The following is a 21611-nucleotide window of genomic DNA, read 5'->3' as shown; positions in this document are numbered from 1 at the left end:
CACCCGGCCGCGCCGCACCGCCTCGCGCGCGGCGCGGCATCCACCCATCCTCCGGTACGCCGCCCAGCCCGCCTCCACCCCTCGCAGCATCCCCCACCACCACTTCACCCACCCCACCCCTGGGCCGCCACCCCACCCGCCCACTCCCGGGCCACCTCACCCGGCCGCATCGCTAGCCCACCTCACCCGGCCACTTCACCCGCCACCTCGCCCGGCCACCTCACCCGCCACCTCGCTCGCCCACTTCGCGGCCACCTCACCCGCCACCTCGCCCGGCCACCTCACCCGCCACCTCGCTCGCCCACTTCGCGGCCACCTCACCCGGCCGCCTCACCCGCCACCTCGCTCGCCCACTTCGCGGCCACCTCGCCCGGCCACCTCACCCGCCACCTCGCTCGCCCACTTCGCGGCCACCTCGCCCGGCCGCCTCACCCGCCCACTTCGCGGTCACACCCGCGTTTCAAGTGCCCGATCTGGAAGCAGCACGTATCGCCCACGGGCCGACCAGCACTCCATCACGGTGTCGCCGGGTCGATAGGCCAGCCTCAGCCGAGGTGAGCGCGGGTTTCGGCGAAGGCGGCGTCGGTGCCCTCCAGGGCGCGGGCCACGTCGGCCTCCGTGTGGGCGGCGGACATGAACCAGTTGTGCCACGGATGGATGTACACCCCGTGCCGCAAGCACGCCGAACTCCAATGCATGGCCACCGACAGATCGGCGTCACCCTCGAAGCTCAGCCAGGGAATCGTCACCGGCCCCGTCTGCTTCACCGTGAACCCGTGGGACTTGGCCTGCGCGTACAGTCCTTCGCGCAGTTGGGAGCCGGCCTTCTCCATGGCGGCGATGCCGTTCGTGTCGCGCAGGGTCTCGATCGTGGCCTTGGCCGCGGCCATGGCCACGGCGGAGAACCAGAAGGAGCCGGTCGAGTACAGGGTCTGCGCCGGCCCGCGCAGTGCGTCCGTGCCGGTGACCGCGGCGATCGGGTACCCGTTGGCCATCGCCTTGGACCAGGCGGTCAGGTCGGGCCGCACGCCGTACGGCTCCCACGACCCGCGCAGATCGATCCGGAACCCCGCCCGAACGTCGTCGATCACCAGCGCGGCCCCAAGCCGATCGGCCAGCGCCCGCGCACCCCGAGCGAACTCCGGCTCCACAAGCTCCTGGTCCTCGAACGAGTCATGCTTGAACGGCGTCACGATGATCGCCGCCACATCCCCCTCGACCGTGGCCGCGGCCTCCTCCAGGCCGGCCAGCGAGTTGTAGGCGAACTCCACGAGGTCGGCCCGCTCATTGGGCGTGGTCCCGGCGAGCGACGGCGTACACCAGGGGTCGGCCCCGTGGTAGGCGCCGTGCGCCATCAGCACCTTGTTACGCCCCGTAGCCGCCCTGGCCACCATCAACGCCTGCGTGGTGGCGTCGGTGCCGTTCTTGGAGAACATCGCCCAATCAGCACTGGGCACGGTGTCGACCAGCAACTCCGCCAGCTCGACCATGACCGCGCCCGGACCGTTGAGACAGTCCCCCTTCGCCAGCTGAACGGCGGCCGCCTCCTCCACCTTGGGATGCCGATGCCCAAGCACCACCGGCCCCCAACTGCACATGAAGTCGATGTACTCCCGCCCGTCCACATCCCACTGCCGGCATCCATCCCCGCGCTGGAAGAACTGCGGGTAGCCCGGCGCGAAGATGGCCGCGTTGAGATGCCCATACATCCCGCCCGGCACTACCTTGTTGGCGCGCTGACGAAGTTCGCTATCTGTCATCTCAATTCCTTCCGTCGTCGTCCCCCAGGAGTTATCTCTCGGCGTCACGCGGGTGTCGCCTCTCGGACGGTCTCTGCCGCGTGACGCGTCGTGGCCGTGGGACGAACGGTGGGTTGCGGTGGTGGGTCAAGGCGGGCCGAGTGGGTCAAGGCGGGCCGATCGGGCCAACCGCCTGGCGTGGGCGGGGTGAGGTGGCGTGGGCGGGGTGTGTTGGGCGGGGGTGCGTTGGGGTGGGGTGGGCGGTGCGTTGGGGTGGGGTGGGCGGTGCGTTGGGGTGGGGTGGGCGGTGCGTTGGGGTGCGTTGGGGTGCGTTGGGGTGCGTTGGGTTGGGGTTGGGGTGGGCGAGGTGGCTGGGTGGGCGAAGTGGTTGGGGTGGTGGGCGAGGTGGCTGGGTGGGGTTGGGGTGGTGGGCAAGGTGGTTGGGGTGGGCAAGGTGGTTGGGGGTGGGTGGTGGGTCAAGTGGGGGGTGGTTAGGAGGGGGTGGTTAGGAGGGTGAGGGTGGAGGGGAGGTCTGTGATGCCGGCGTCGGAGCCCAGGCCGGTTGCGACGCGGGCGGCGGCGGCCGTGCCCCAGTGGGCGGCGGTGAGGACGTCCTGGCCGTGCAGGAGGCCGGTGATGAAGCCGGCGCAGTACGCGTCGCCGCAGCCGGTTGTGTCGCTGACCTCGGTTTTCAGGGCTGGTACCACCTCGCCGGTCACCGCGCCCCCGGCCTCGGGGGTGGTGAGGATGTGGCTGCCCTTCTCGCCCATGGTGATCAGGACGGCCTTCGGGCCCTCGGCCAGCAGGGCTTCGGCGGCCTCTTCCAAGGTCTTGGCGCCGGTCATGAGGAGGGCCTGGGACTCGTTGGGGAGGACGTAGTCGACGTGCGGGAGGAACGCCTTCGCCATGCCCAAGAGGTCGGGCATTTCCGAGAGGAGGTCCATGGTGATGATGGTTCCGGCGGCGCGCAGTGAGTCCAGGAGGGCGAAGAACGCGGGGTCGCCCAGGCCGAAGGTCACGTCCACGCCGCCCAGGTGGACGGCCTTCGCCGTACACAGGATGCCGGGGTCCACGTCGGCGGGGGTGACCGAGAGGTTGGCGCCGGGGACGTGGAAGCTGGGACGGCCGCCGTCCGGGCGGATGGGGAGGATGGAGGCGGCGGTCTGTTCGCCGGGGCGGCGGCGGATGTGGGAGACGTCCACGCCGTGCCGGCCCATGACCATGAGGAGGAAGTCGCCGAGCTCGTCGTCGCCTATGGCGCCCAGGGAGATCACCTGGTTGCCGAGTTTGGCCAGGTCCACGGCGGTGCCGGCGGCGGCGCCCGCGGCGGTGAGGCGGATCTGGTCGACGAGCACGGTGTCCTGGCCCGGGGGGATGTGTTCCACGGGGCGGGTGAGGATGTCGACGATGTGCACGCCGACTGTGACGACCGTCATACCGCGTTAGTAGACAGACGTCCGACTAAAAAGTCAATACAATGCTCGCATGCCGAAGATCGTGGACCACGACGAGCGCCGACGCGACGTGCTGACCGCCGCCAGCAGGGTCATCGTGCGGGATGGCATCGACGCGGCCACCACCCGCGCCATCGCCAAGGAGGCCGGGCTCTCCAATGGTGTTCTGTCCCATTATTTCGCCGACAAGGATGAGATCCTGCTGTCGGCGTTGCGGGAGTCGCATCGGCGGATCCGTGAGCGGCTGACCGCCAAGGTCGGCGAACTCGGGGGGCTTGCGGCGTTGCGGGAGGTATTGCTGGACAACCTTCCGCTCGACGCGGAGCGCACCGAGGAGACCCGGCTGGAGGTCAGCTTCTGGAGCCGGAGTCTGGCGTCGGAAGAACTGGCCGAGGTGCAGCGGGCGGAGGCGGGTGAGTTGCGCGCCGCCGTACATGGACTGCTGGTTGAGGCTCGGGCGGCGGGAGAGGTACGCGCGGAGGCGGACCTCGACGACGCCACGGAGCATTTGCTCGCCCTGGTCGACGGGTTGAGTCTGCACCTGCTGCTGTATCCAGGGCGGCTGCGGCATGCAGATCTTGAACGGCTCATGGCGGCGGCGATCGACGGACTCGCGACAAGTTAGGGTTGTCGAAGGCAGATTGACAACCTAATGTTGTCGGCATGGACAGCCACGCGCTGAACACCCAGGCCATGATCGAGGCGGTGGCCGAGCGGGCCGCCTCGCCGGAGCCTCTGGCACTGCTCGAAGCCGCCATCGCCTACGCCACGCTGGCGGGCGCCGCCGCCGATGGCATGGTCGACCACTACGTCGACGCCGCCCGCACCGCCGGGCTCTCCTGGACCGACATCGGCGAACGGCTCGGCATCAGCAAGCAGGCCGCTCGCCAGCGGTTCGCGCCGAGGCTGGAGGTGAGCGGCGGGCCCGCGGCCGAACCGGCACCGGTCGCGCCGCGGCTGTCGGTGTGCGTCGAGGTCGCGCAGGCCCTCGCGGACGCGGAGGGCAGCGCGCCGGGCACCCAGCATCTTCTGCTCGGGCTGCTGGAGGTGGGGGCCGCCGCGAGTGTGCTCGACCGGGTGGGGGTGACCAGGGAGGGGATCCGCGAATCGGCCGCGCGCCTGCTCGCGCCGCGAGGGGGCGTGGTGGGGGACGGCGAGGCGTACGACAACGTGATGCGCGCCCGCCGCCTCGCCGCGAGCAGGGGGCAGAACCTGACGCGCACCGAGCACCTGCTGTGGATCCTGGCCATGGATCCCGGCTCGTCGGCGCGGCGCGTCCTGGACGACCTCGGGGTCGACCCCGCGCGGATCAAGAAGGAGCTCAACGACCTCATCCCGCCCCCTCCCCGGCCCGGACGCCGCGGGCGGAAACTCGGCAAGCGGGACATTTCTGCCTGCTCGTTCTGCGGCTGCGCGGATCAGGAGCGGGCGATGGTCAACGGGCCGGGCGTGCGGATCTGCGGCGAATGCGTCGGGTTCGCCACGGAGATCATCCACGCCGCCCACGGCACGGCGACCGCGCCCGGCCGCCGCCTGATCCCCTGACCCGGTCGCGGTACATTGTCCGGCATGCTGCTGGCCGAGCTCAGACAACAGATGTGCGAGTACGGCCGGCGCGCCGTCGACCAGGGCCTGGTCATCGGCTCATCCGGAAACCTGAGCGCCAGGGACGGCGACCTCGTCGCGGTGACCCCGTCCGGAGTCCAGCTCGACCGGCTGACGGCGGAGGCCTGCACAGTCGTCGACCTGGACGGGTACCTGGTGGAGGGAGACCTCCAGCCGTCGTCCGAGACCCCGATGCACCTCGCCGTCTACGCCACCACGTCGGCGCGGGCGATCGTGCACACGCACTCGGTCTTCGGGACGGTGGTGGCGACCACGATGACCGAACTGCCTCCGGTGCACTACAACGCGCTCATGCTGGGCGGGGTGGTGCGGGTGGCCGAGTACGCGACGTACGGGACGCCTGAGCTGGCGGCGAACGTCAGGCTGGCCATGGAGGGCAAACAGGCGGCACTGCTGGCCAACCATGGCGGGGTGACGATCGGCGCCACGTTGGAGCAGGCGTTCGAGGCTACCCGGCTGCTTGAGTGGCTGTGTGAGGTGTACGTGCGCGGGTTGTCGATCGGGAAGCCCACGGTGCTGACCGAGGACCAGTTGGCCGCGGTGATCGACCGCTCCTTCAACCCACCCACCTTCCCCCGCCGCACCCCCTGACCGCTCCCCCGAAGGACTCGGCGGCCAGGGCTTGGAGACCATCGGAAGGGAACCCGGAGGCGCGGGACCGGAAGACGCGAAGGGACGCGGGACCGGGAGGCGTGGGACCGGGTGACACAAGGCTCAGGGAGACCCCAGGCTCCGGGAGCTGCCGGGTGGGCGAGAGCTCGCGGGGCCTGGAGCTCAGGAAACCTGCGGGGTTGGACCCGGAAGGGCGACACCCCGGGAACCCCGAGGCCCCGGAGGGGCGCTGGTGGGGTTAGGTGAGGGCTTTTTCGGCCAGGCCGAGGGGGAGTCCGCCGGAGCCGGCCAAGCGGTCGTGGAAGGACTTGAGTGTGCCCTGGTAGGACTCCCTGATGCGGTCGATCTCGATCGCGCCCGTCAGGTACGACGGCGCCTGCGTGGGCCAGGCGCAGTACCGGTTGACCTCCCCCTGCGCCGTCCCCGGCGACAACGACGCCCGCGTGGCCATGAAGGTCTCGGCCTGTTCGATCGTCATGTCCCCGCAGTGCAGCGCCGTGTCCACGACGATGCGGGCGGCGCGGAAGATCCGGCAGTCCAGGTGGGCCAGTTCGGTGGCGGGCGTGTCGAAGTAGCCCTGCTCGTGCAGCATCTTCTCGACGTACAGGGCCCACCCCTCGGTGAAGTACGGCGTGCGGAACACCTTCCTGACCGTCCGGCGGCTCTCGGCGATGTGCGACAGGTGCCAGTGGTGCCCCGGGTAGGCCTCGTGAACGGCGATCGACGGCATCTGGGCGCGGGCGTTGGTGCGCAGGCGCTGGCGTATCTGCTCGTCGGTGAAGTCGTCGGGGGTGTAGGGCACGTAGAAGATGCCGGTGCGGGAGGTGCTGAGGGGCGGCGGGGCGAGGTAGTGGGCCACCGCGAGGATGGGGCGCGTGTACTCGGCCGAGGGCAGCACCTTGCACTCCTCCCCCTCGGGGAAGGTGACGAGGTCGCGGTCGCGGACGAATTCGCGGGCCCGCTGGGTCTCGGCCTCGTATTCGGCGCGCATGGCTTCGAGGGTGGGCGGATGGTCGTCCATGAGGGATTCCATGGCGGCGCGCCAGTCTTCGGTGCCGTTGACGCGCCGGGCCACCTCGCGCATGCGGGTGTCGAGGGCGGCCCATTCGTGTTCGCCCTTGGCGTGGAGGTCGGCGGCGCCGTACCCGAGGAGCTCGCGCTCGCGCAGGAGGACGGTGTAGAGCTGTTCGCCCATGCGCCAGGTGCCGCCGCACTCGAAGCCGTCGAGGAAGGTGACGAGCTGGTCGAAGGCGTCGGCGGCGGGTTCCGCGGCGGCGGCCAGCTTGGCGCGCAGGTCGGGGTCGTCGACCAGCGACGGCAGCGTGGAGGTGAGGAAGCGGCGGCCGGTGCGGGCCTGGCCGAGTCCGCGCTGGATGAGCAGCGGCGCGGCGATCGTGGGGTCGAGGTTGGCGCGGCAGTCGGCCAGGACGCCGGGAACCTCGGCCAGCCGGGAGACGGCGGCGGCGACCAGTTCGTGCTCGGGCTTGAGCTTCTGCTGGAACGGCGCGTTCAGGGAGGTGAACACGAGGGACACGTAGAAGGCGGGGTCGCGCCGCCATGCCGGCCACTGCGCCATGGCGACGGAGCCGCGCAGCTGCGACAGGACGAGGTCACGATCGATCGCGTCGTCGAGGGTCTGGGGCTCCAGCTCGGACAGGCGGGTGATCCAGCGGCGCTCTTCGTCTTCGACGGCGATCAGCGCGGCGGCGGAGAAGTCGCCGAGCGTGTGGTCGTATCCGTCGGCTCCGAGGTGGTTGGCGAGGATGGGGTTGTTGGTGAAGTACCAGGAGAGAAACTCGTCCACGGATCGCACCATATCCTGATGAAATGCCCCTACAGATCACCGGCGCGCTGGGTGACCCCGACCTGATCCGGCTGCCCTGGGAGACCCCTCTCGCCGAGTGGCCGCAGCACCATCTGGTCGACCTGCCCCGCGGCATCTCGCGGCACGTGGTCCGCTTCGCCCGCCTGTCCGGCAAGGTCTACGCGATCAAGGAGATCAGCGAGAGGTACGCCAAGCGCGAGTACCAGCTGCTTTGGGACCTGGCCAGGCTGGATGCCCCGTCGGTGGAGCCGGTCGCCTACGTCACCGGCCGCGACGAGGGCCTGGACGCCGCGCTGATCACCCGGCACCTGCAGTTCTCGCTGCCCTACCGGGCGGTGATGTCCGGCACGCTGCGCCCCGACACGCTGACCAGGCTGCTCGACGCGCTGGCCGTGCTGCTGGTGCGTCTGCATCTCAACGGCTTCTACTGGGGCGACTGCTCGCTGTCGAACACGCTTTTCCGCCGGGACGCCGGTGCGTTCGCCGCGTACCTGGTGGACGCCGAGACCGGCGAGATGCACCCGATGATCAGCGAGGGCCAGCGGCTGGCCGACATCGAGACCGCGCACGTCAACATCTTCGGCGAGATGCTCGACCTGGAGACCGGTGGCCTGCTGCACCCGTCGGTCGATCCGATGGAGACGGCCGAGGACATCGTCACCCGCTACCACCGGCTGTGGAGCGAGATCACCCAGGACGAGATCATCGAAGAGGTCGACTGGCACAAGGTCGAGCAGCGCATCCGGCGGCTCAACCTGCTCGGTTTCGACGTGGCCGAGATGATGGTGCGCCGCAAGGTCGGCACCGGGCGGCTGATCGTGCGGCCCAAGGTGGTCGACGCGGGACACCACCAGCGCCGCCTGCTCCGCCTGACCGGCCTGGACGTGGAGGAGAACCAGGCCCGCAGGCTGCTCAACGACCTGGACGGCTTCCGCGTCGCCAAGGGCCTGCGGCACGAGGACGAGGCGATCGTGGCGCACCGGTGGCTGGCCGAGGCCTTCCAGCCGACGATAGAGGCGATCCCGGCCGACCTGCGCCGCAAGCTCGACACGGCACAGGTGTTCCACGAGGTGCTCGACCACCGGTGGTACCTGTCGGAGGCGGCCGGCAGCGACGTGGGGCTGAGCGCGGCGGTGAAGTCGTACATCGACGAGGTGCTGATCCACAAGCCGGACGAGAAGGCACTGTTGCCGGACGAACCCACGATCTGAGGACGTCGCGCGGCCGCCGTGGGGGAACGGCCGCGCGACGCGGGTCACCCGGCCGTGTGTTTCGTGATCTCTTCCACGATCCGCGACCAGAGTGGCTTGGGCAGATCGTGCCCCATTCCGGGGAACGTGACCAGTCTTGCGCGCGGAATTGCCGCAGCGGTTGCGTGGCCGCCGGCGACCGGAATGAGCACGTCGTCCTCTCCGTGCAGGACAAGCGTGGGTACGGCCAGCCGAGCCAGCCTTTCGGTCCGGTCACCGGAGGCCAGAATGGCGGCCAATTGCCGGGCCGTTCCCGCCGGGTCGTGCGCCCGGTCATAGGCGAGCCCGGCCAGCCGGGCGATCCGCTCGGTGTCCAGGTCGTACCCGGGCGAGCCGATCACCCCCCAGGTCCGCTGGGCCAGCGCGATCGCGGCCGCGCGGTCGGGCGGCGGAGCCGACATCAGGGTCACGCTCGCCTCCGGCGTGGGCGGCGCGACCTGCGGTCCGGGCGTGGACATGATCGAGGTCAGCGTGCGCACCCGTCCGGGATGGTCGAGCGCGAGCTGCTGGGCGACCATGCCGCCCATCGACGCGCCGACGACGTGCGCGGCGGGCCAGCCGAGCGCGTCGATCAGCCCGGCCGCGTCCCGCGCCATGTCCGCCAGCAGGTACGGCGAAGCGGGCGATCCGAATTCCGGAACGCCCGCCTCGTGAAGATGCGTGGATTCACCGGCGTCGCGGTTGTCGAACCTGACGACGTGGTGGCCCTGCTCGGCGAGGAGCTCGCAGAACTCCTCGTCCCAGTGGATGAGCTGGGCGCCGAGGCCCATGATGAGCAGCAGCGGCCGTGCTTGTGGCGAGCCGAAGCTGTCGTAGACGATCTCGATGCCGTTGACGGCGGCGCGCTGACCCATGAGGAACAGAATCACATTCTGTTCCTCATGAGTAAAGAGGTCAGCGGTCGAACGCCTTGCGGATGCGGCCGCGGGCCAGGAACATGCCGCCACTCAGGAGGGCCAGGGCGCTGATGAGGGCGAGTCCGCCCACACCGTTCGACTCGGTCTCGCGGGTGGTGACCGCCGCGGCCAGCTCGGCCTTCGGCGCCTTGTCCCGCTCGGAGGCCTGTGCGGAAGTCTGCGCGGGGGCCTTCCCGGGCGCCTTCTCGGCGACCTGCGCGGGAGCGGCCGGGGTCTCGGGCCTCTCGTCCTTCTTCTCGGTCTTCTCCTCCGCGGTCACGACCGGGGGCGTGGCGGGCCTGGCGTCCTTGCGGGACCAGGCGCCGGTGGAGAAGGCGACGGGGTGGTTCTTCTTGCCCACGCCGGGGCCCCACTTGGTGATGACGTAGTCGATCTTGATGTGCCCCTGGCCGCCGACGCCGTCGACGGTCAGCGAGCTGGAGTTGAACTTGCCGCCGGTCAGCGAGGCGAAGGTCTTGGCGTCGAGGTCGAGCATGATGCCCCTGTTCGAGGGGACCCCGGGGCCGCGGTCGCCGACGAAGAACGGCTCCTTCTTGCCCTTGTAGATGACGTAGCCCTCGGTCAGGAGGGGCCAGCTCGGGCTGGCGGCCAGGCCCTTCTGCATGGGCTTGCCGGAGGCGGGAAGACCGGTGTCGCCGTTGCGGCCGGAGGCGTCGTCCCAGTAGTAGGAGGCGGTGGTGGAGCCCTTGAGAAGGGGCTTCTTCTCGGAGAAGTCATCCGCGTGTGCGGTTGCGCCGGTGCTGAGGGTGACCGCGCCGATGACGGCAACGGAGGCGAGCATGGTGAAAGAACGCATGCCAAAGCGGGAAGACATGAAGAAGAGAAGTCCTTTGTGCGGGGACGGGGAAATGCGCTCGTCAAAGCGGCGTAGCCGGGCACAAAGCCGAACGGACGCTACGCGGAAGCGCGGGGGGTAAGCCTGGGGAAGGGGCCGCTCAGTAGGCGGCGGGTGAAACTACGCGGAATGGGGGCTCATCGCGGTGGTGCATGAAAAGATCAGTCCTCTCCATCGCGCCTACCGGGTTAGCTGACGGGTTCGGGCGTGGAGATGCCCTACCGACGCGTACGTCGGATTCACCCCAAGGAACATTGGTTCCCCGGTTCCCGCGGGTACGGGATTCGGCGCCAGCCGGCCGCCTCTTCCTGATGAAGGGCCAGGTCGCCAGCTGGTAACGCTTAGGACTGTAAGTGCCAAAGAGAGCAAAAGCAAAACAATCGCCATGAAACGGGCGAAGATCTACCTAAGAAGGTCAAGAAAAAGGGGGGTACGGCCAAGCCGTACCCCCTCAGAACGCCGACTCAGCCGCCGCTCTTGCGCCGGAACGAACGCTTGCTGGCAGCAGGGCCGTGTGCGCCGTGGATCTTTGACTGATCCGTGCCCCTGCCACCCGCACCCGAGTCGGAGTGCTGATTGCGCTTACGCTCCAGGGCCTCCCGGAACTTGCGCTTCATCTCGTCCTCGGGAGTTTCGCTGACTTCCGGCTCCGGTGTTTCCGCCATGAGGACCTCCTGGTGTTGGGGACCACAACAGCTTCGCACGACGGCCGACCTGACGCGAAACCGGGCACCGCGTCAGCCCAGCCTGGCCAGTTCCTCCTCGGTGAGCTCCAGGTCGGCGGCGGCCAGCGAGTCGAGGATCGTCGCCGGGCGGCTGGAGCCGGGGATCGGGATCATCACCGGGCTCCTGGCCAGCTCCCATGCCAGGCAGACCCGCTGCGGGGAGACCCCGCGCTCGGCCGCGACCTCTCCGAAGGCGGCGTGTCGGCGGCCGAGCCGGCCGACGTGGTTCATGCCGCCCAGCGGCTCCCAGGGCAGGAACGCCACGCCGATCTCCTCGCAGACGTCCACCTCCGGCTCACTGCCGCGAAAGCTCGGCGAGTACTGGTTCTGCACGCTCACCAGCCGCCCGCCGAGGATCTCGTTGGCCTGCCTGATCTGGGCCGGGTTCGCGTTGGAGATCCCGGCCATCCGGATCTTCCCGGCGTCGAGCAGGTCCACGAGCGTGCCGATCGACTCCTCGTACGGCACCGCCGGGTCGGGCCGGTGATGCTGGTAAAGCCCGATCGACTCGACGCCCAGCGCCTTGAGCGAGCGGTCGCAGGCCCGCTTGAGGTACTCGGGCCGGCCGTCCACGTCCCAGCGCCCGCGTGGCCTGGTGTGCCCGCCCTTGGTGGCCACCAGCACCGCGTCCTTGTCGCCGCCCCAGCTCGCCAGCGCCTTGGCCACGATGCGCTCGTTGTGCCCGACCTCGGCCTCCGTGGGCGTGTAGGCGTCGGCGGTGTCGATCAGCGTGATCCCGGCGTCCAGGGCCGCGTGGATGGTCCTGATCGACTGCTCCTCGTCGGGCATGTGGCCCTCCACCGACATCGGCATCGCGCCGAGCCCGATGGCACTGACACTCATCTGACCGATCAGTCGTGTCTGCATGCGTCCATGGTCATACATTCCGGCCGCTGAGTCGCCGTGGTCACCGTGAACAGGCCGACCTTCTCCCGCCTGCTGACGACGTCGGCGTACCCGGCCTCGACGGCCCAGGTGTGCAGCTGCTCGGCCTGGCGGCACTTCATCACCCACAGCCGCCCGTCGCGGTTGGGCAGCACGTTGGCGATGAACTCCAGCTGCGGGTGGCGGGTCTGCGTGGTGAAGATCAGCACGCCGTCGTGGGCGAGCAGGTCGCGCAGCCTGGCCAGGGACTTCTTGATCGTCTCGTCGTCCAGGATCAGCTCGTACAGCCCGCTGACCACGATGATGTCGGCCGGCCGGTCCAGCGGCTCGGGGTCGAAGGCGTCGCCGCGCTCGTAGCGGATGTTCGCCAGGCCGCGCTCCTTGGCCAGTTCCCTGCCCCGGCGCAGGCCGTCGGCGGCCAGGTCACGGCAGACCACCTCGACCTCGGGCTGCTCCCTGGCGACGTCCTGCAGATAGCGGCCGGGCCCGGCGGCCACGTCGAGGATCAGCGCGCGGCCGGCCCTGGCGGAGACCTCGTCCCTGATGACCTCCTTGAGCAGGTCGCGGCGGGCGCGGATGGCCCGCCAGCCGACCGAGTTCAGGTAGATCCGGTCGAGGGGCCCGCCGTGGGCCTTGTTGACGTAGACGTAGTCGAGCATGGTGCCGCTGTCGAAGCCGTGGCGGTAGCCAATGCGGATGCCGCGGCTGGTCCGGCCGACGGTGCGCATCAGGAACCGCATAAGTGCCCACTTCATGAAATTTCACCCTTCGGGAGTTGTCGGGAGCGCAGGAGGTGGTGTGCCGTCTTCAGGTCGGACACGGGCGGCAGGAAGCGGACCGTCACCGGGGCGCGGCTCAACCGGCCGTGCACCGGCAGCACGCGGCCGGTCCCCTCCAGCAGGACCGGGACGATCGGGACACCGGCCGCCTCGGCCAGCCGCGCCGCGCCGCCGTGGAAGTCGCCGACGCGGCCGTCGCGCGAGCGGGTGCCCTCCGGGTAGACGACCAGGACCCGGCCTTGGTCCAGCAGTCGTACGGCCGCCGCCAGGTCCGCGGAGCCGCCGCCGCCCCGCCGTACCGGGAAGCCGGAGACCAGCGTCCGGCAGACCAGCGCCCGCGCCCGGTTGGCGAACCAGTAGTCGGCGGCGGCCGCCACCGACGGGCGCAGCCGCGCGGGCAGCGCGGCCAGCAGGGCGGCGGTGTCGGCGTGGGAGCAGTGGTTGGCGACCACGACGCACGGCCCGCCCGGCACCGGGCCCTCGACGGCCAGGCCGCCGCTGCAGGCGAAGGCGCTACGCCACAGCCGCCGCCGCATCGCGGCCCCGAGGCTCATGGCAGCACCACCACGACGGCCAGCGCCACGAGCAGCGAGTCCACGCGGTCCAGCAGGCCGCCGAAGCCGGGCAGCCAGGTGCCCGCGTCCTTGACCTCGGCGCCCCGCTTGAGCATCGACTCCAGCAGGTCGCCGAGCGGCGCCCCGGCGGCCACGGCCAGCGCGGTGACCGGAGTGAGCTCGCCCAACAGGAACAGGACCGTCAGGCCGCCGGCGGCGCCGCCCACGACCCCGCCCCAGGTCTTGGCCGGAGACAGCGGCGACAGCGCCGGGCCGCCCAGGAGCCTGCCGCCGCACCAGGCGCAGACGTCGGCGAGCGCGACGGCCAGGACGAGGGCGAACGCGGTCGCCGGGGCGAGCGTGGCCAGGGCGCTCAGCGGCGCGATCCAGAGCAGCCCGAAGACCGAGTACGCGGCCCGCCTGCCGCCGTCCTCGGCGTCGCCCCCGAGCACCGGGACGAGGACGAGCGCCAGCAGCAGCAACGGGCCCGCGGCGAGCGGCGAGGGCAGGAACGGCAGCACGGCGGCGGCACCGGCGAGGATCAGGGTCTCCGGCGGGCGCAGCCGGATCAGCCGGGCGTACTCGGCGGCGCACACGACGCCGAGCGCCGCGGCCAGCGCCGCCGCGCCGACCGGACCGGCCAGCAGCGCCAGCGTCACCACCGGGGCGGCCACGGCCCAGGTCAGCCAGCGCTGGACGAGCTCGCGCCGGTGCGAGACCCACACGGCCACGCCGCTGGCGCCGAGCGCGCCGGCCAGGAAGGGAGCGGTCTCGAGTATCACGCCAGTTCCTTTCCGATGCGCGCCAGCCGTACCAGAGCGGTGATCGCCGAGCCGGCGGCGAGCACGATCAGCCACGGCGCCCAGCCCGTGAGGGCGAAGGCGACCAGCAGCACGCAGCGCTCGGTCTTGCCCACGGGGCCGCCCTGCGCGCGCCGCGCCCCCGCGGCGGCACCGGCCAGGGCGACCCACGACGGCAGGGTGGCCGCCAGCGCCGCGCTCGCCACCAGCGCGGGCGGGGCCAGGACAAGGCAGCCGGCGAGCACGGCCAGTTCGGCCAGGCGGTCGCCCAGCTCGTTGACGACGGCGCCGAACCGGGTGGCGCGCCCGCTCTCGCGGGCGACGCCGCCGTCGAGGTTGGCGCAGGCCAGCCGGGCGGCCAGGAGCAGCGCGACGGCGAGCGCGGCGAGCGGCCCTGGAGGAGTGGCCGCCAGTACGGCTCCCGCCGCGGCCGCGAAGGCGACCCCGGCGGCGGTGATGGCCCATGGGGGTACCTCGCGGGCGACCAGGAGGGCGCGCACGCCACCCAGCCGGGCGGCGTACCAGGGCTTGAGTGCGTAGAGGCCGTTCATGTGACCAGGTTCTGACCTGGAGAGGCTCCGACACATGGGGCTTTAAGCGCATATGAGGTGAGTAGCCCTACTCAACCCGTCAAAGGATCGAACGTTCTTGAGGTTGTGGTGGAACTTCGCCGGATATGAGGCTCAACATGACCCGCCGACCGATTGGTGCGATATGAACCCCATGCGCATCCTGGGCCAGGATCTGGCGCTGGACCTCGGAGCAGCCAGCACCCAGATCTACGCCAGGAAGCGCGGCATCGTCATCAACGAACCCTCGCTCGTCGTCCGCTGCGCCACCACCGGCAAGGTGATCGGCTACGGCGCGGACACCCCGCCGGGCACCGGCCCCGAACCCGTCGCGATCCGGCCCGTCGTCGGCGGCGTCCCCGCCGACGTGGACCTGACCACGCGCATGATCCGGCACTTCCTGCGCAAGGTGCACGGCCATCCGTTCTCCCGGCCGCGCATGGTCATCGCGCTGCCCGCCGACAGCACCGGCTTCGCCGGCAACGCCCTGCGCGACCTGGCCTTCCAGGCCGAGGCGCGGCGCGTCTACCTCGTCCACCACGGCCTGGCCGCCGCGCTGGGCGCCGGGCTGCCGGTCAGGGAGGCCGCCGGGAACATGATCATCGACATCGGCCGCGACACCACGAGGATCGCCGTCGTCTCGTGCGCCAGCGTCGTGCACGCCGCCACCGTCCAGTCCGGCGGCGCCGACGTCAACCGGGTCATCGTCGCCCAGGTCAAGCACGACCACGGCCTCGACATCACCGAGCAGTCCGCCGAGGTGGCCAAGCGCGGCATCGGCTCGGCCTGGCGGCCCGTGACCCGGACGGCGAGCGTGCGGGGCGTCGACCGCTCCGGCCGGGCCGGCATCGTGGCGATCTCCGCCGGGCAGGTGTACGAGGCCACCCGGCAGACCGTCAGCATGATCGTACGGGCCGCCCGCGAGGTCATCGAGCGCTGCTCCCCCGACCTGGCCGCCGACGTGGCCGACCGGGGCGCGGTGCTGACCGGCGGCGGCGCGCTCATGCGCGGGCTGGCGCGGCGGCTGCGGCTCGAACTGGAGGTGCCGGTCCAGCGGGCCGAGCGCCCGGTCGAGACGGTCGCGCTCGGTCTCGGCCGCTGCGTGGACGACATCGGCCGGATCAGCAGGGACACGCTGATGCAACCGTAGGCTCGAAGGATGGACGACACGCTGCACCTCGGCCTGCTCGGCCCCGTTCGCGCGCGGCGCGGGCCGGCCGAGCTCGACCTGGGCTCGCCCAAGCAGCGGCTGCTGCTGGCCGCCCTGGTCCTGGCCGAGGGCCGCACGCTCGGCCGCGACCAGCTGATCGACGTGCTGTGGGCGGACGACCCGCCCGCCACCGCCCGCAACGTCCTGCGGACCTACGCCTCCAGGCTGCGCGGCGTGCTCGGCCGGGAGGCGCTGGTGTCCGTCGGATCCGGTTACCGGCTCGTCCGGGTCTCCACCGATCTGGCGGAGTTCGAGCGGCTGCGGGACGCCGGGCGGCTGCCCGAGGCGCTGGCCCTGTGGCGGGGCGAGGCGCTGGCCGACCTGCCGGGCCCCTACGCCGAGGCCAGGCGGGCGGCGCTGGAGGAGGAGCGGCTGGCGGTGCTGGAGCGGCGGCTGGCCGCCGACCTGGAGGCCGGGGCGGAGGTGACCGGCGAGCTGGGCGCGCTGGTGGCCGCGTACCCGCTGCGGGAGAGCGTGCGCGCCCTGCTGATGCGGGCGCTGTACCGGGCCGGGCGGCAGTCGGAGGCGATCGGGGTCTTCACCGAGGCGCGCCGCGTCCTGGACGAGGAGCTGGGAGTCGAGCCGTCGTCCGAGCTCGCCGACGTCTACCGGCAGGTCATCACGGGCACACTTCCCGCCGGTACGGCAGGCCCGTCTTCCGCCGGTACGGCAGGCCCGCTTCCCGCCCAGCTACCGGGCGACATTCCCGATTTCACCGGGCGGCAGGAGGCCGTGCAGGCGGTCGAGGAACTCCTGCGGACCGGCGTGGTGGCGATCTCCGGGCTCGGCGGCGTCGGGAAGACGGCGCTGGCCGTCCATGTCGCCCACCGGGTCAGGGAGCGCTACCCCGACGGCCAGCTCCACGTCGACCTGCGCGGCGCCGGCGCGGACCCCGCCGACCCCGCCCTGGTGCTCGAACGCTTCCTCGACGCCCTCGGCGCCGGGCGCGTCCCGCCGGACCAGGATGAACGGGCCGCCCTGCTGCGCACGCTCACCGTGGACAGGCGGGTGCTGTTCCTCCTGGACAACGCGGTCTCGGCGGCCCAGGTCCGGCCGCTGCTGCCGTCCGGGCCGGGCAGCGGTGTGCTGGTCACCAGCCGGGCCCGGCTGTCCGACCTCATCGGCGCCCGGCACGTGGACCTCGACGTGCTGCCGGAACGCGAGGCCGTCGCCCTGTTCACCGCGCTCGCCCGGGTTCCTTCCGGGCGGACGGCCGCGCGGGTGGCGGAAGCGTGCGGGTACCTGCCGCTGGCGGTGCGGGTGGCCGGAGCGCGGCTGGCGGCGCGGCCCCGGTGGACCGTCGAGGACCTGCTGGCCCGGCTGTCCGCGCAGCCGCTGGGTGAGCTGCGGGTGGGGGATCTGGGGGTGGAGGCGTCGTTCGCGCTGAGTTATGACCAGCTTGGGGAGGAGCTGGCCAGGGGGTTTCGGCGGCTGGCCGTACCCGACAGCGCCGAACTGACGGTGGAGCTGGCGGCGGCGGTGCTCGGCCGCGACGCGCGGGAAGCCGAGCGGACCTGCGAGGAACTCGTGGACCTCAGCCTGCTGGAGTCGGCGGCGGCCGGTCGCTACCGCTACCACGACCTGCTGCGGGACTTCGCGCTCGCCCGCACGCCCGAGGCGGAGCGGCGCGCGGCGCTCGCCACCGTGCAGGCGAGCTGGCTGGCGGCCGTCACCGGCGCCGCGGAACGCGCCATGACCGACCCCGGCGCCCGTGACCTGCTGCTGGAGGAGGCGTCGTGCCTGGCCGCCATGGACCGGCGCCACCGCGGCGCGCCCGACCCCGAGCTGACGGTGGGCAGCACGCTCGTGGTGGCCCGCGCGCTGGCCTTGGTGGGGGCGCTCGACCCGCCGCCCGCCGACCCCTTCTCCCCCGCCGACCCCCGGATCGCCTACGCCCGCGGCCTGCTCGCCCTGGGCCTGTGGGAGGCCGGCGCGCACGAGGTCGTCCACGGCAAGGCCGCCCTGGAGGCCGCCCTGGCCGCGCTCGGGCGTTGAAGACGGATTCCATCGTTCTTCAACACCCGCGCTCCAGGCTGTTCCCATGACCGGTATCGAAGGATTCACCTACCAGCGCGTCCCCGTCGACGGGGACGTCTCGCTCAACGTGGCCGTCGGCGGCTCCGGCTCGCCGATCGTGCTCCTGCACGGCTTCCCGCAGACCCATCTCATCTGGCGGCACGTCGCCCCCGCCCTCGCCGCCGGCCATCAGGTGATCGTCCCCGACCTGCGCGGGTACGGCGCCAGCGACAAGCCGGCCGACCTCGACGGACAGACCTACTCCAAGCGGCGCATGGCTCAGGACGTCGTCAATCTGGCCCGTGCGCTCGGACACGACCGGTTCGCGCTGGCGGGGCATGACCGGGGCGGGCTGGTCGCCTTCCGGGCCGGGCTGGACCATCCGGACGCGATCACCCACCTGGCGCCGATCGACATGCTGCCCACGCTGGACATGTGGGAGGTCATGAACGGCGTGGCGGCCGCGGTCGGGTTCCATCTGTACCTGATGGCGCAGCCGCCCGGGTTGCCGGAACGGCTGATCGCCGCGGCGCCCGACGCGTTCTTCGGGCACTTTCTCGACACGTGGGTACGTCGGGCCGAGGCGATCCCCGACGACGTGCGGGCGGAGTATCTGCGGGCCTCGCGGGAGGCCGTGACCTCGATCGTGGCCGACTACCGGGCCAGCGCCGGCGCCGACCGTGAGCATGATCTGGCCGATCGGGCGGCGGGGCGGCGGCTGGGCATGCCGGTGACCGTCCTGCAGCAGGACTGGGGGGCCGTGCTGCCTTACGACGCCGTCGCGCTCTGGGGCGCCTGGGCGCCGGATCTCGAGCATCGCACGATCACCAGCGGTCACTTCGTCGCCGAGGAGGACCCCGAGCTGGTGCTCAAAGCCCTCCTCGACCTGTTGTCCCGTGCGTGAGGCGTTGAATCGGTTGTCCCGTGCGTGAGGTGTTACCCGGCGCCTGCCGTCCAGGCGGCGGCCTGGGCCGCGGCGAGCGCGGCCAGGCCGCCGCCGTCGACGTTGTAGTCGAGGACGTGCAGGCCCAGGGCCGAGTGGGAGGAGCGGATGCCGTCCAGCCCGTCCACCTGCAGCCAGTCGAGCCTGCCTTTGCTGGTGTCGGTGCGTGCGCACCTTCCCGTGGCCAGGTCCGCGTACGCCGCGAAGCCCGTCGGATGCGCGGTCGGCGTGAAGTTGAGCAGCAGGCTGAGCGAACCGGCCGGTGCCAGCAGGTTCCCCCTGAGGAGCTTCTTGGTCGGCATGTAGGGGCGCATGGGTGTGGTCGCGTCGGCGGGTCCACCGGCCAGGACGGCGGCCGGGTTCACGCACAGGACGCGGTGTGCCGGGTCCGGCGCGCGGCCGAAGGCGACCGTCTCCTCGTGGCCGGACTGCAGATCGGCCGAGTTGAACGCCACCACACAGCCGACCGGCATGGGGGCCTGGGCGCTGGGCCGTTCACACGCCGGCAGGTGCTGGAACGTCGAGACCGGATCCGAGCCACCCCCGGACGGCGCGTCGACCGGCACCCTGACCTCGGCGCCGACGATGTAGGCGGCGACCAGGTTCTTCGTGGTGGCCGTGTTGCCGTCGAACTCCTCCTGCAGCAGCCGCGCCAGGTGGAAGGCGCCCTGCGAATGCCCGAGCAGGATGACGCCGCGCCGCTTGCCGGTGGCAGGGTCGATGTTGTCGGTGTCCCAGTACTGGCGGAAGGCCTGCTTCAGGTCCTGGTACGCGGTCTCGAAGTGCGGCGGGATGATGGCGCCCAGCAGGTAGCCGGTGAGGGCGACCTGGCGGTAGAGCGGCACGAACACCCGGCAGTGGCTGGTCAAGCGGCCCATCTGCGTCAGCGTGACGGCGGCCTCGCTCTCCCTGGCGACCGGCGGATTACCGCCGAGCAGCAGGAGCGGGTTGGCCAGCAGGTTCACGGTGGGGTAGGCGTAGAAGCAGTCCACCTTCGGGGACTGGGGTGGGGGTAGCGGTTCGTTCGTCGTGGTGCCGTCGGGGCGGATGACGGTGGCGTCCAGGCCGACCTGGTGGCCGTCCGGGTACCTGCCGGTGATCACGGGGTCCATGGGGTTGCCGGCGGCATCCTGACCACAGGGGTTGGCCGCCTTGCCGGGACGGCACAACCACACGGGCTGGGCCAGCGGACCGGTCAGCAAATCCTTGGCCGCCTCCTCCGCGGCCAGGCCTTCCACGGCCTCACCGTCCCCAGGCGTCCCGGTTGTGCTGTTCTGGCCAGACAAGGAGAGGGCGGTCCCGGTCTGGCCGGACGAGGCGAGGGTGGTGGTTGGGGGTGGGGTGGTGTGGGCGGCGGCCGGGGTGGTCGCGGTTAAGCACGCTGCCGTGATCAGGCAGGCGGCGGACAGTACGGCGGTGCGTCTGCGCATGCGCTGCTCCAAAAAACCTACCGACTGATTGGTAGCCTCACCGTAGGGCCCGCGAATCACCCCGTCAACGGCCTCGGCGAATGCCTACCAATTGATCGGTAGTTTTTGTTAGCCTCGCCGTACTGCGCGCCCTGACCGCGAAAGGAAACGCATGACAGACAACCCTCTCGACCGGCTCACCCTCGCCGAGCGAGCCGCGCTCACCTCCGGCGAGTCGCTCTGGCGCACCCAGGCGATCGAGCGGGCCGGGATACCGTCGATCACGCTCAGCGACGGGCCGCACGGCGTACGCCGCCAGCCGGACGACGGCGACCATCTGGGAGTCGGGCACAGTACGCCCGCCACCTGCTTCCCGCCCGCCGTGGCGCTCGGCTCCTCCTGGGACCCGGACCTCGCGCGCAGGGTGGGTGAGGCGCTCGGCCGGGAGTCGCGTGCCATGGACGTGCAGGTACTGCTCGGCCCCGGCGTCAACATCAAGCGCTCCCCGCTGTGCGGCCGCAACTTCGAGTACTTCTCCGAGGACCCGCGCCTGTCCGGCGTGCTCGGCGCCGCGCTCGTCCTCGGCATCCAGTCGCAGGGTGTCGGCGCCGCCGTCAAGCACTTCGCGGCCAACAACCAGGAGACCGACCGCATGCGCGTCAGCGCCGAGGTCGACGAACGCACCCTGCGCGAGATCTACCTCCCCGCCTTCCAGCACGTCGTCACCGTCGCGAAGCCGTGGATGGTGATGACCGCGTACAACCGGGTCAACGGCGTGTACGCCTCCGAGCATCCATGGCTGCTGACCGAGGTACTGCGCGAGGAGTGGGGCTTCCGTGGCGTCGTCGTGTCCGACTGGGGCGCGGTCGACGACCGGGTTGCGGCGCTGTGGGCCGGTCTGGACCTGGAGATGCCGACCTCCGGCCGGGCCTCCGACGCGTCGGTGGTCAAGGCGGTCGAGGCCGGCGCGCTCGACCAGGAACTGCTGGACGCCTCCGCCGCCCGCGTCCTGGCGCTGGTCGCGCGGGCCCAGCCCGGTGAGGGGACGTTCGACGCCGGCGCACATCACCGGCTGGCGCGCGAGGTGGCCGGTCAGTGCGCCGTGCTGCTGAAGAACGACGGTGTGCTGCCTCTGGGGCTCCAGGATTCGGTGGCGGTGGTGGGCGAACTCGCGCGTACCCCCCGATATCAGGGGGCGGGCAGCTCCCACATCGTGCCCACGCGGCTGGACGACGTGCTCACCGAGATGCGCGCGCTGGCCGGGCGGGAGCTGGAGTACGCGCCCGGATACCGGCTGGGCGACGCCGGCCGTTCCCCCGAACTGGAGGAGGAGGCGCGGGCCGTGGGGGGGGGGGGGGGGGCCCCCCCGCCCGGGGGGGGGGGGGCCCCCCCCGCCCCGGGGGGGGGCGGCGCCCCGACCCCACAGCAGCAGCCGGACACCCCCCCCCCCCCGCGCGCCCCCC

Annotated in this window: 20 protein-coding genes and 1 riboswitch; of the genes, 8 read left to right on the top strand and 12 right to left on the bottom strand. The window is 71.6% G+C overall.

Annotated features, from left to right (window positions below):
• Positions 1 to 545 precede the first annotated feature (545 nt).
• Positions 546 to 1760 carry an aminotransferase class III-fold pyridoxal phosphate-dependent enzyme gene (locus tag ACIBKY_RS31395; protein WP_397102211.1) on the bottom strand — a complete coding sequence of 405 codons (1215 nt, stop codon included), beginning with the start codon at positions 1758 to 1760 and terminating at the stop codon, positions 546 to 548.
• A gap of 470 nt (positions 1761 to 2230) precedes the next feature.
• Positions 2231 to 3175, bottom strand: coding sequence for a carbohydrate kinase family protein (locus ACIBKY_RS31390; RefSeq protein ID WP_397102209.1), 945 nt, complete (start codon positions 3173 to 3175; stop codon positions 2231 to 2233).
• Positions 3176 to 3224: 49 nt separating this feature from the next.
• On the opposite strand from ACIBKY_RS31390, the gene ACIBKY_RS31385 reads away from it, so the two are divergent.
• The 3 genes from ACIBKY_RS31385 to ACIBKY_RS31375 are packed head-to-tail and all read left to right on the top strand — an operon-like array spanning position 3225 to position 5410.
• Positions 3225 to 3818 carry a TetR/AcrR family transcriptional regulator gene (locus ACIBKY_RS31385; protein ID WP_397102207.1) on the top strand — a complete coding sequence of 198 codons (594 nt, stop codon included), beginning with the start codon at positions 3225 to 3227 and terminating at the stop codon, positions 3816 to 3818.
• Positions 3819 to 3856: 38 nt separating this feature from the next.
• Positions 3857 to 4738 carry a Clp protease N-terminal domain-containing protein gene (locus ACIBKY_RS31380; RefSeq protein WP_397102205.1) on the top strand — a complete coding sequence of 294 codons (882 nt, stop codon included), beginning with the start codon at positions 3857 to 3859 and terminating at the stop codon, positions 4736 to 4738.
• 24 nt (positions 4739 to 4762) lie between these two features.
• Positions 4763 to 5410: a class II aldolase/adducin family protein gene (locus ACIBKY_RS31375; RefSeq protein WP_397102203.1), complete on the top strand. Its 648-nt coding sequence runs from the start codon at positions 4763 to 4765 to the stop codon at positions 5408 to 5410.
• Between the two features lie 259 nt (positions 5411 to 5669).
• On the opposite strand, the gene ACIBKY_RS31370 is transcribed toward ACIBKY_RS31375, so the two are convergent.
• Complete coding sequence (locus ACIBKY_RS31370; RefSeq protein ID WP_397102201.1) at positions 5670 to 7235, bottom strand: DUF885 domain-containing protein; 1566 nt, start codon at positions 7233 to 7235, stop codon at positions 5670 to 5672.
• Between the two features lie 23 nt (positions 7236 to 7258).
• Between ACIBKY_RS31370 and ACIBKY_RS31365 the strand changes: the two genes are divergently transcribed.
• Positions 7259 to 8467, top strand: coding sequence for a DUF4032 domain-containing protein (locus tag ACIBKY_RS31365; RefSeq protein WP_397102199.1), 1209 nt, complete (start codon positions 7259 to 7261; stop codon positions 8465 to 8467).
• A gap of 44 nt (positions 8468 to 8511) precedes the next feature.
• Here the strand turns inward: ACIBKY_RS31365 and ACIBKY_RS31360 are convergent, their stop codons facing one another.
• The 8 genes from ACIBKY_RS31360 to ACIBKY_RS31325 form a co-directional block, all read right to left on the bottom strand.
• A complete protein-coding gene (locus ACIBKY_RS31360; RefSeq protein ID WP_397102198.1) occupies positions 8512 to 9375 on the bottom strand; it encodes an alpha/beta fold hydrolase in 864 nt (287 codons plus the stop codon).
• A 25-nt stretch (positions 9376 to 9400) separates the two neighbouring features.
• Positions 9401 to 10204: a hypothetical protein gene (locus tag ACIBKY_RS31355; protein WP_397102196.1), complete on the bottom strand. Its 804-nt coding sequence runs from the start codon at positions 10202 to 10204 to the stop codon at positions 9401 to 9403.
• Positions 10205 to 10420: 216 nt separating this feature from the next.
• Positions 10421 to 10558, bottom strand: a riboswitch (cyclic di-AMP (ydaO/yuaA leader).
• Between the two features lie 164 nt (positions 10559 to 10722).
• Positions 10723 to 10923 carry a DUF5302 domain-containing protein gene (locus ACIBKY_RS31350; RefSeq protein ID WP_184960130.1) on the bottom strand — a complete coding sequence of 67 codons (201 nt, stop codon included), beginning with the start codon at positions 10921 to 10923 and terminating at the stop codon, positions 10723 to 10725.
• A gap of 72 nt (positions 10924 to 10995) precedes the next feature.
• Positions 10996 to 11850: an aldo/keto reductase gene (locus tag ACIBKY_RS31345; protein ID WP_397102194.1), complete on the bottom strand. Its 855-nt coding sequence runs from the start codon at positions 11848 to 11850 to the stop codon at positions 10996 to 10998.
• A complete protein-coding gene (locus ACIBKY_RS31340) occupies positions 11835 to 12623 on the bottom strand; it encodes a class I SAM-dependent methyltransferase family protein (RefSeq protein ID WP_397102192.1) in 789 nt (262 codons plus the stop codon). Before ACIBKY_RS31340 ends, ACIBKY_RS31345 begins: the two co-directional genes overlap by 16 nt.
• Positions 12620 to 13201, bottom strand: a complete 582-nt coding sequence (locus tag ACIBKY_RS31335) for a lysophospholipid acyltransferase family protein (protein ID WP_397102191.1) — start codon at positions 13199 to 13201, stop codon at positions 12620 to 12622. The genes ACIBKY_RS31340 and ACIBKY_RS31335 overlap by 4 nt, the downstream gene beginning before the upstream one ends.
• Positions 13198 to 13983: a phosphatidate cytidylyltransferase gene (locus ACIBKY_RS31330; protein WP_397102189.1), complete on the bottom strand. Its 786-nt coding sequence runs from the start codon at positions 13981 to 13983 to the stop codon at positions 13198 to 13200. Before ACIBKY_RS31330 ends, ACIBKY_RS31335 begins: the two co-directional genes overlap by 4 nt.
• Positions 13980 to 14552: a CDP-alcohol phosphatidyltransferase family protein gene (locus ACIBKY_RS31325; protein ID WP_397102187.1), complete on the bottom strand. Its 573-nt coding sequence runs from the start codon at positions 14550 to 14552 to the stop codon at positions 13980 to 13982. Before ACIBKY_RS31325 ends, ACIBKY_RS31330 begins: the two co-directional genes overlap by 4 nt.
• Before the next feature lie 163 nt (positions 14553 to 14715).
• Here ACIBKY_RS31325 and ACIBKY_RS31320 point away from each other — a divergent pair, with 163 nt between their 5' ends.
• The 3 genes from ACIBKY_RS31320 to ACIBKY_RS31310 are packed head-to-tail and all read left to right on the top strand — an operon-like array spanning position 14716 to position 18700.
• Positions 14716 to 15720 carry a rod shape-determining protein gene (locus tag ACIBKY_RS31320; RefSeq protein ID WP_397102185.1) on the top strand — a complete coding sequence of 335 codons (1005 nt, stop codon included), beginning with the start codon at positions 14716 to 14718 and terminating at the stop codon, positions 15718 to 15720.
• 9 nt (positions 15721 to 15729) lie between these two features.
• On the top strand, positions 15730 to 17775 hold the full coding sequence (locus ACIBKY_RS31315; protein WP_397102183.1) for a BTAD domain-containing putative transcriptional regulator: 2046 nt from the start codon (positions 15730 to 15732) through the stop codon (positions 17773 to 17775).
• A gap of 46 nt (positions 17776 to 17821) precedes the next feature.
• Positions 17822 to 18700 (top strand): alpha/beta fold hydrolase, encoded by an 879-nt coding sequence (locus tag ACIBKY_RS31310; protein WP_397102181.1) that lies wholly within the window; start codon positions 17822 to 17824, stop codon positions 18698 to 18700.
• A 32-nt stretch (positions 18701 to 18732) separates the two neighbouring features.
• Here the strand turns inward: ACIBKY_RS31310 and ACIBKY_RS31305 are convergent, their stop codons facing one another.
• A complete protein-coding gene (locus ACIBKY_RS31305; protein WP_397102180.1) occupies positions 18733 to 20169 on the bottom strand; it encodes a DUF3089 domain-containing protein in 1437 nt (478 codons plus the stop codon).
• Positions 20170 to 20320: 151 nt separating this feature from the next.
• Here ACIBKY_RS31305 and ACIBKY_RS31300 point away from each other — a divergent pair.
• The coding region (locus ACIBKY_RS31300; protein WP_397102178.1) for a glycoside hydrolase family 3 N-terminal domain-containing protein at positions 20321 to 21611 on the top strand (1291 nt) is incomplete at its 3' end.

The organism is Nonomuraea sp. NPDC050394 (assembly GCF_044459065.1).
GTDB lineage: Bacteria > Actinomycetota > Actinomycetes > Streptosporangiales > Streptosporangiaceae > Nonomuraea.
This window is presented reverse-complemented; position numbering and strand designations above follow the sequence as displayed.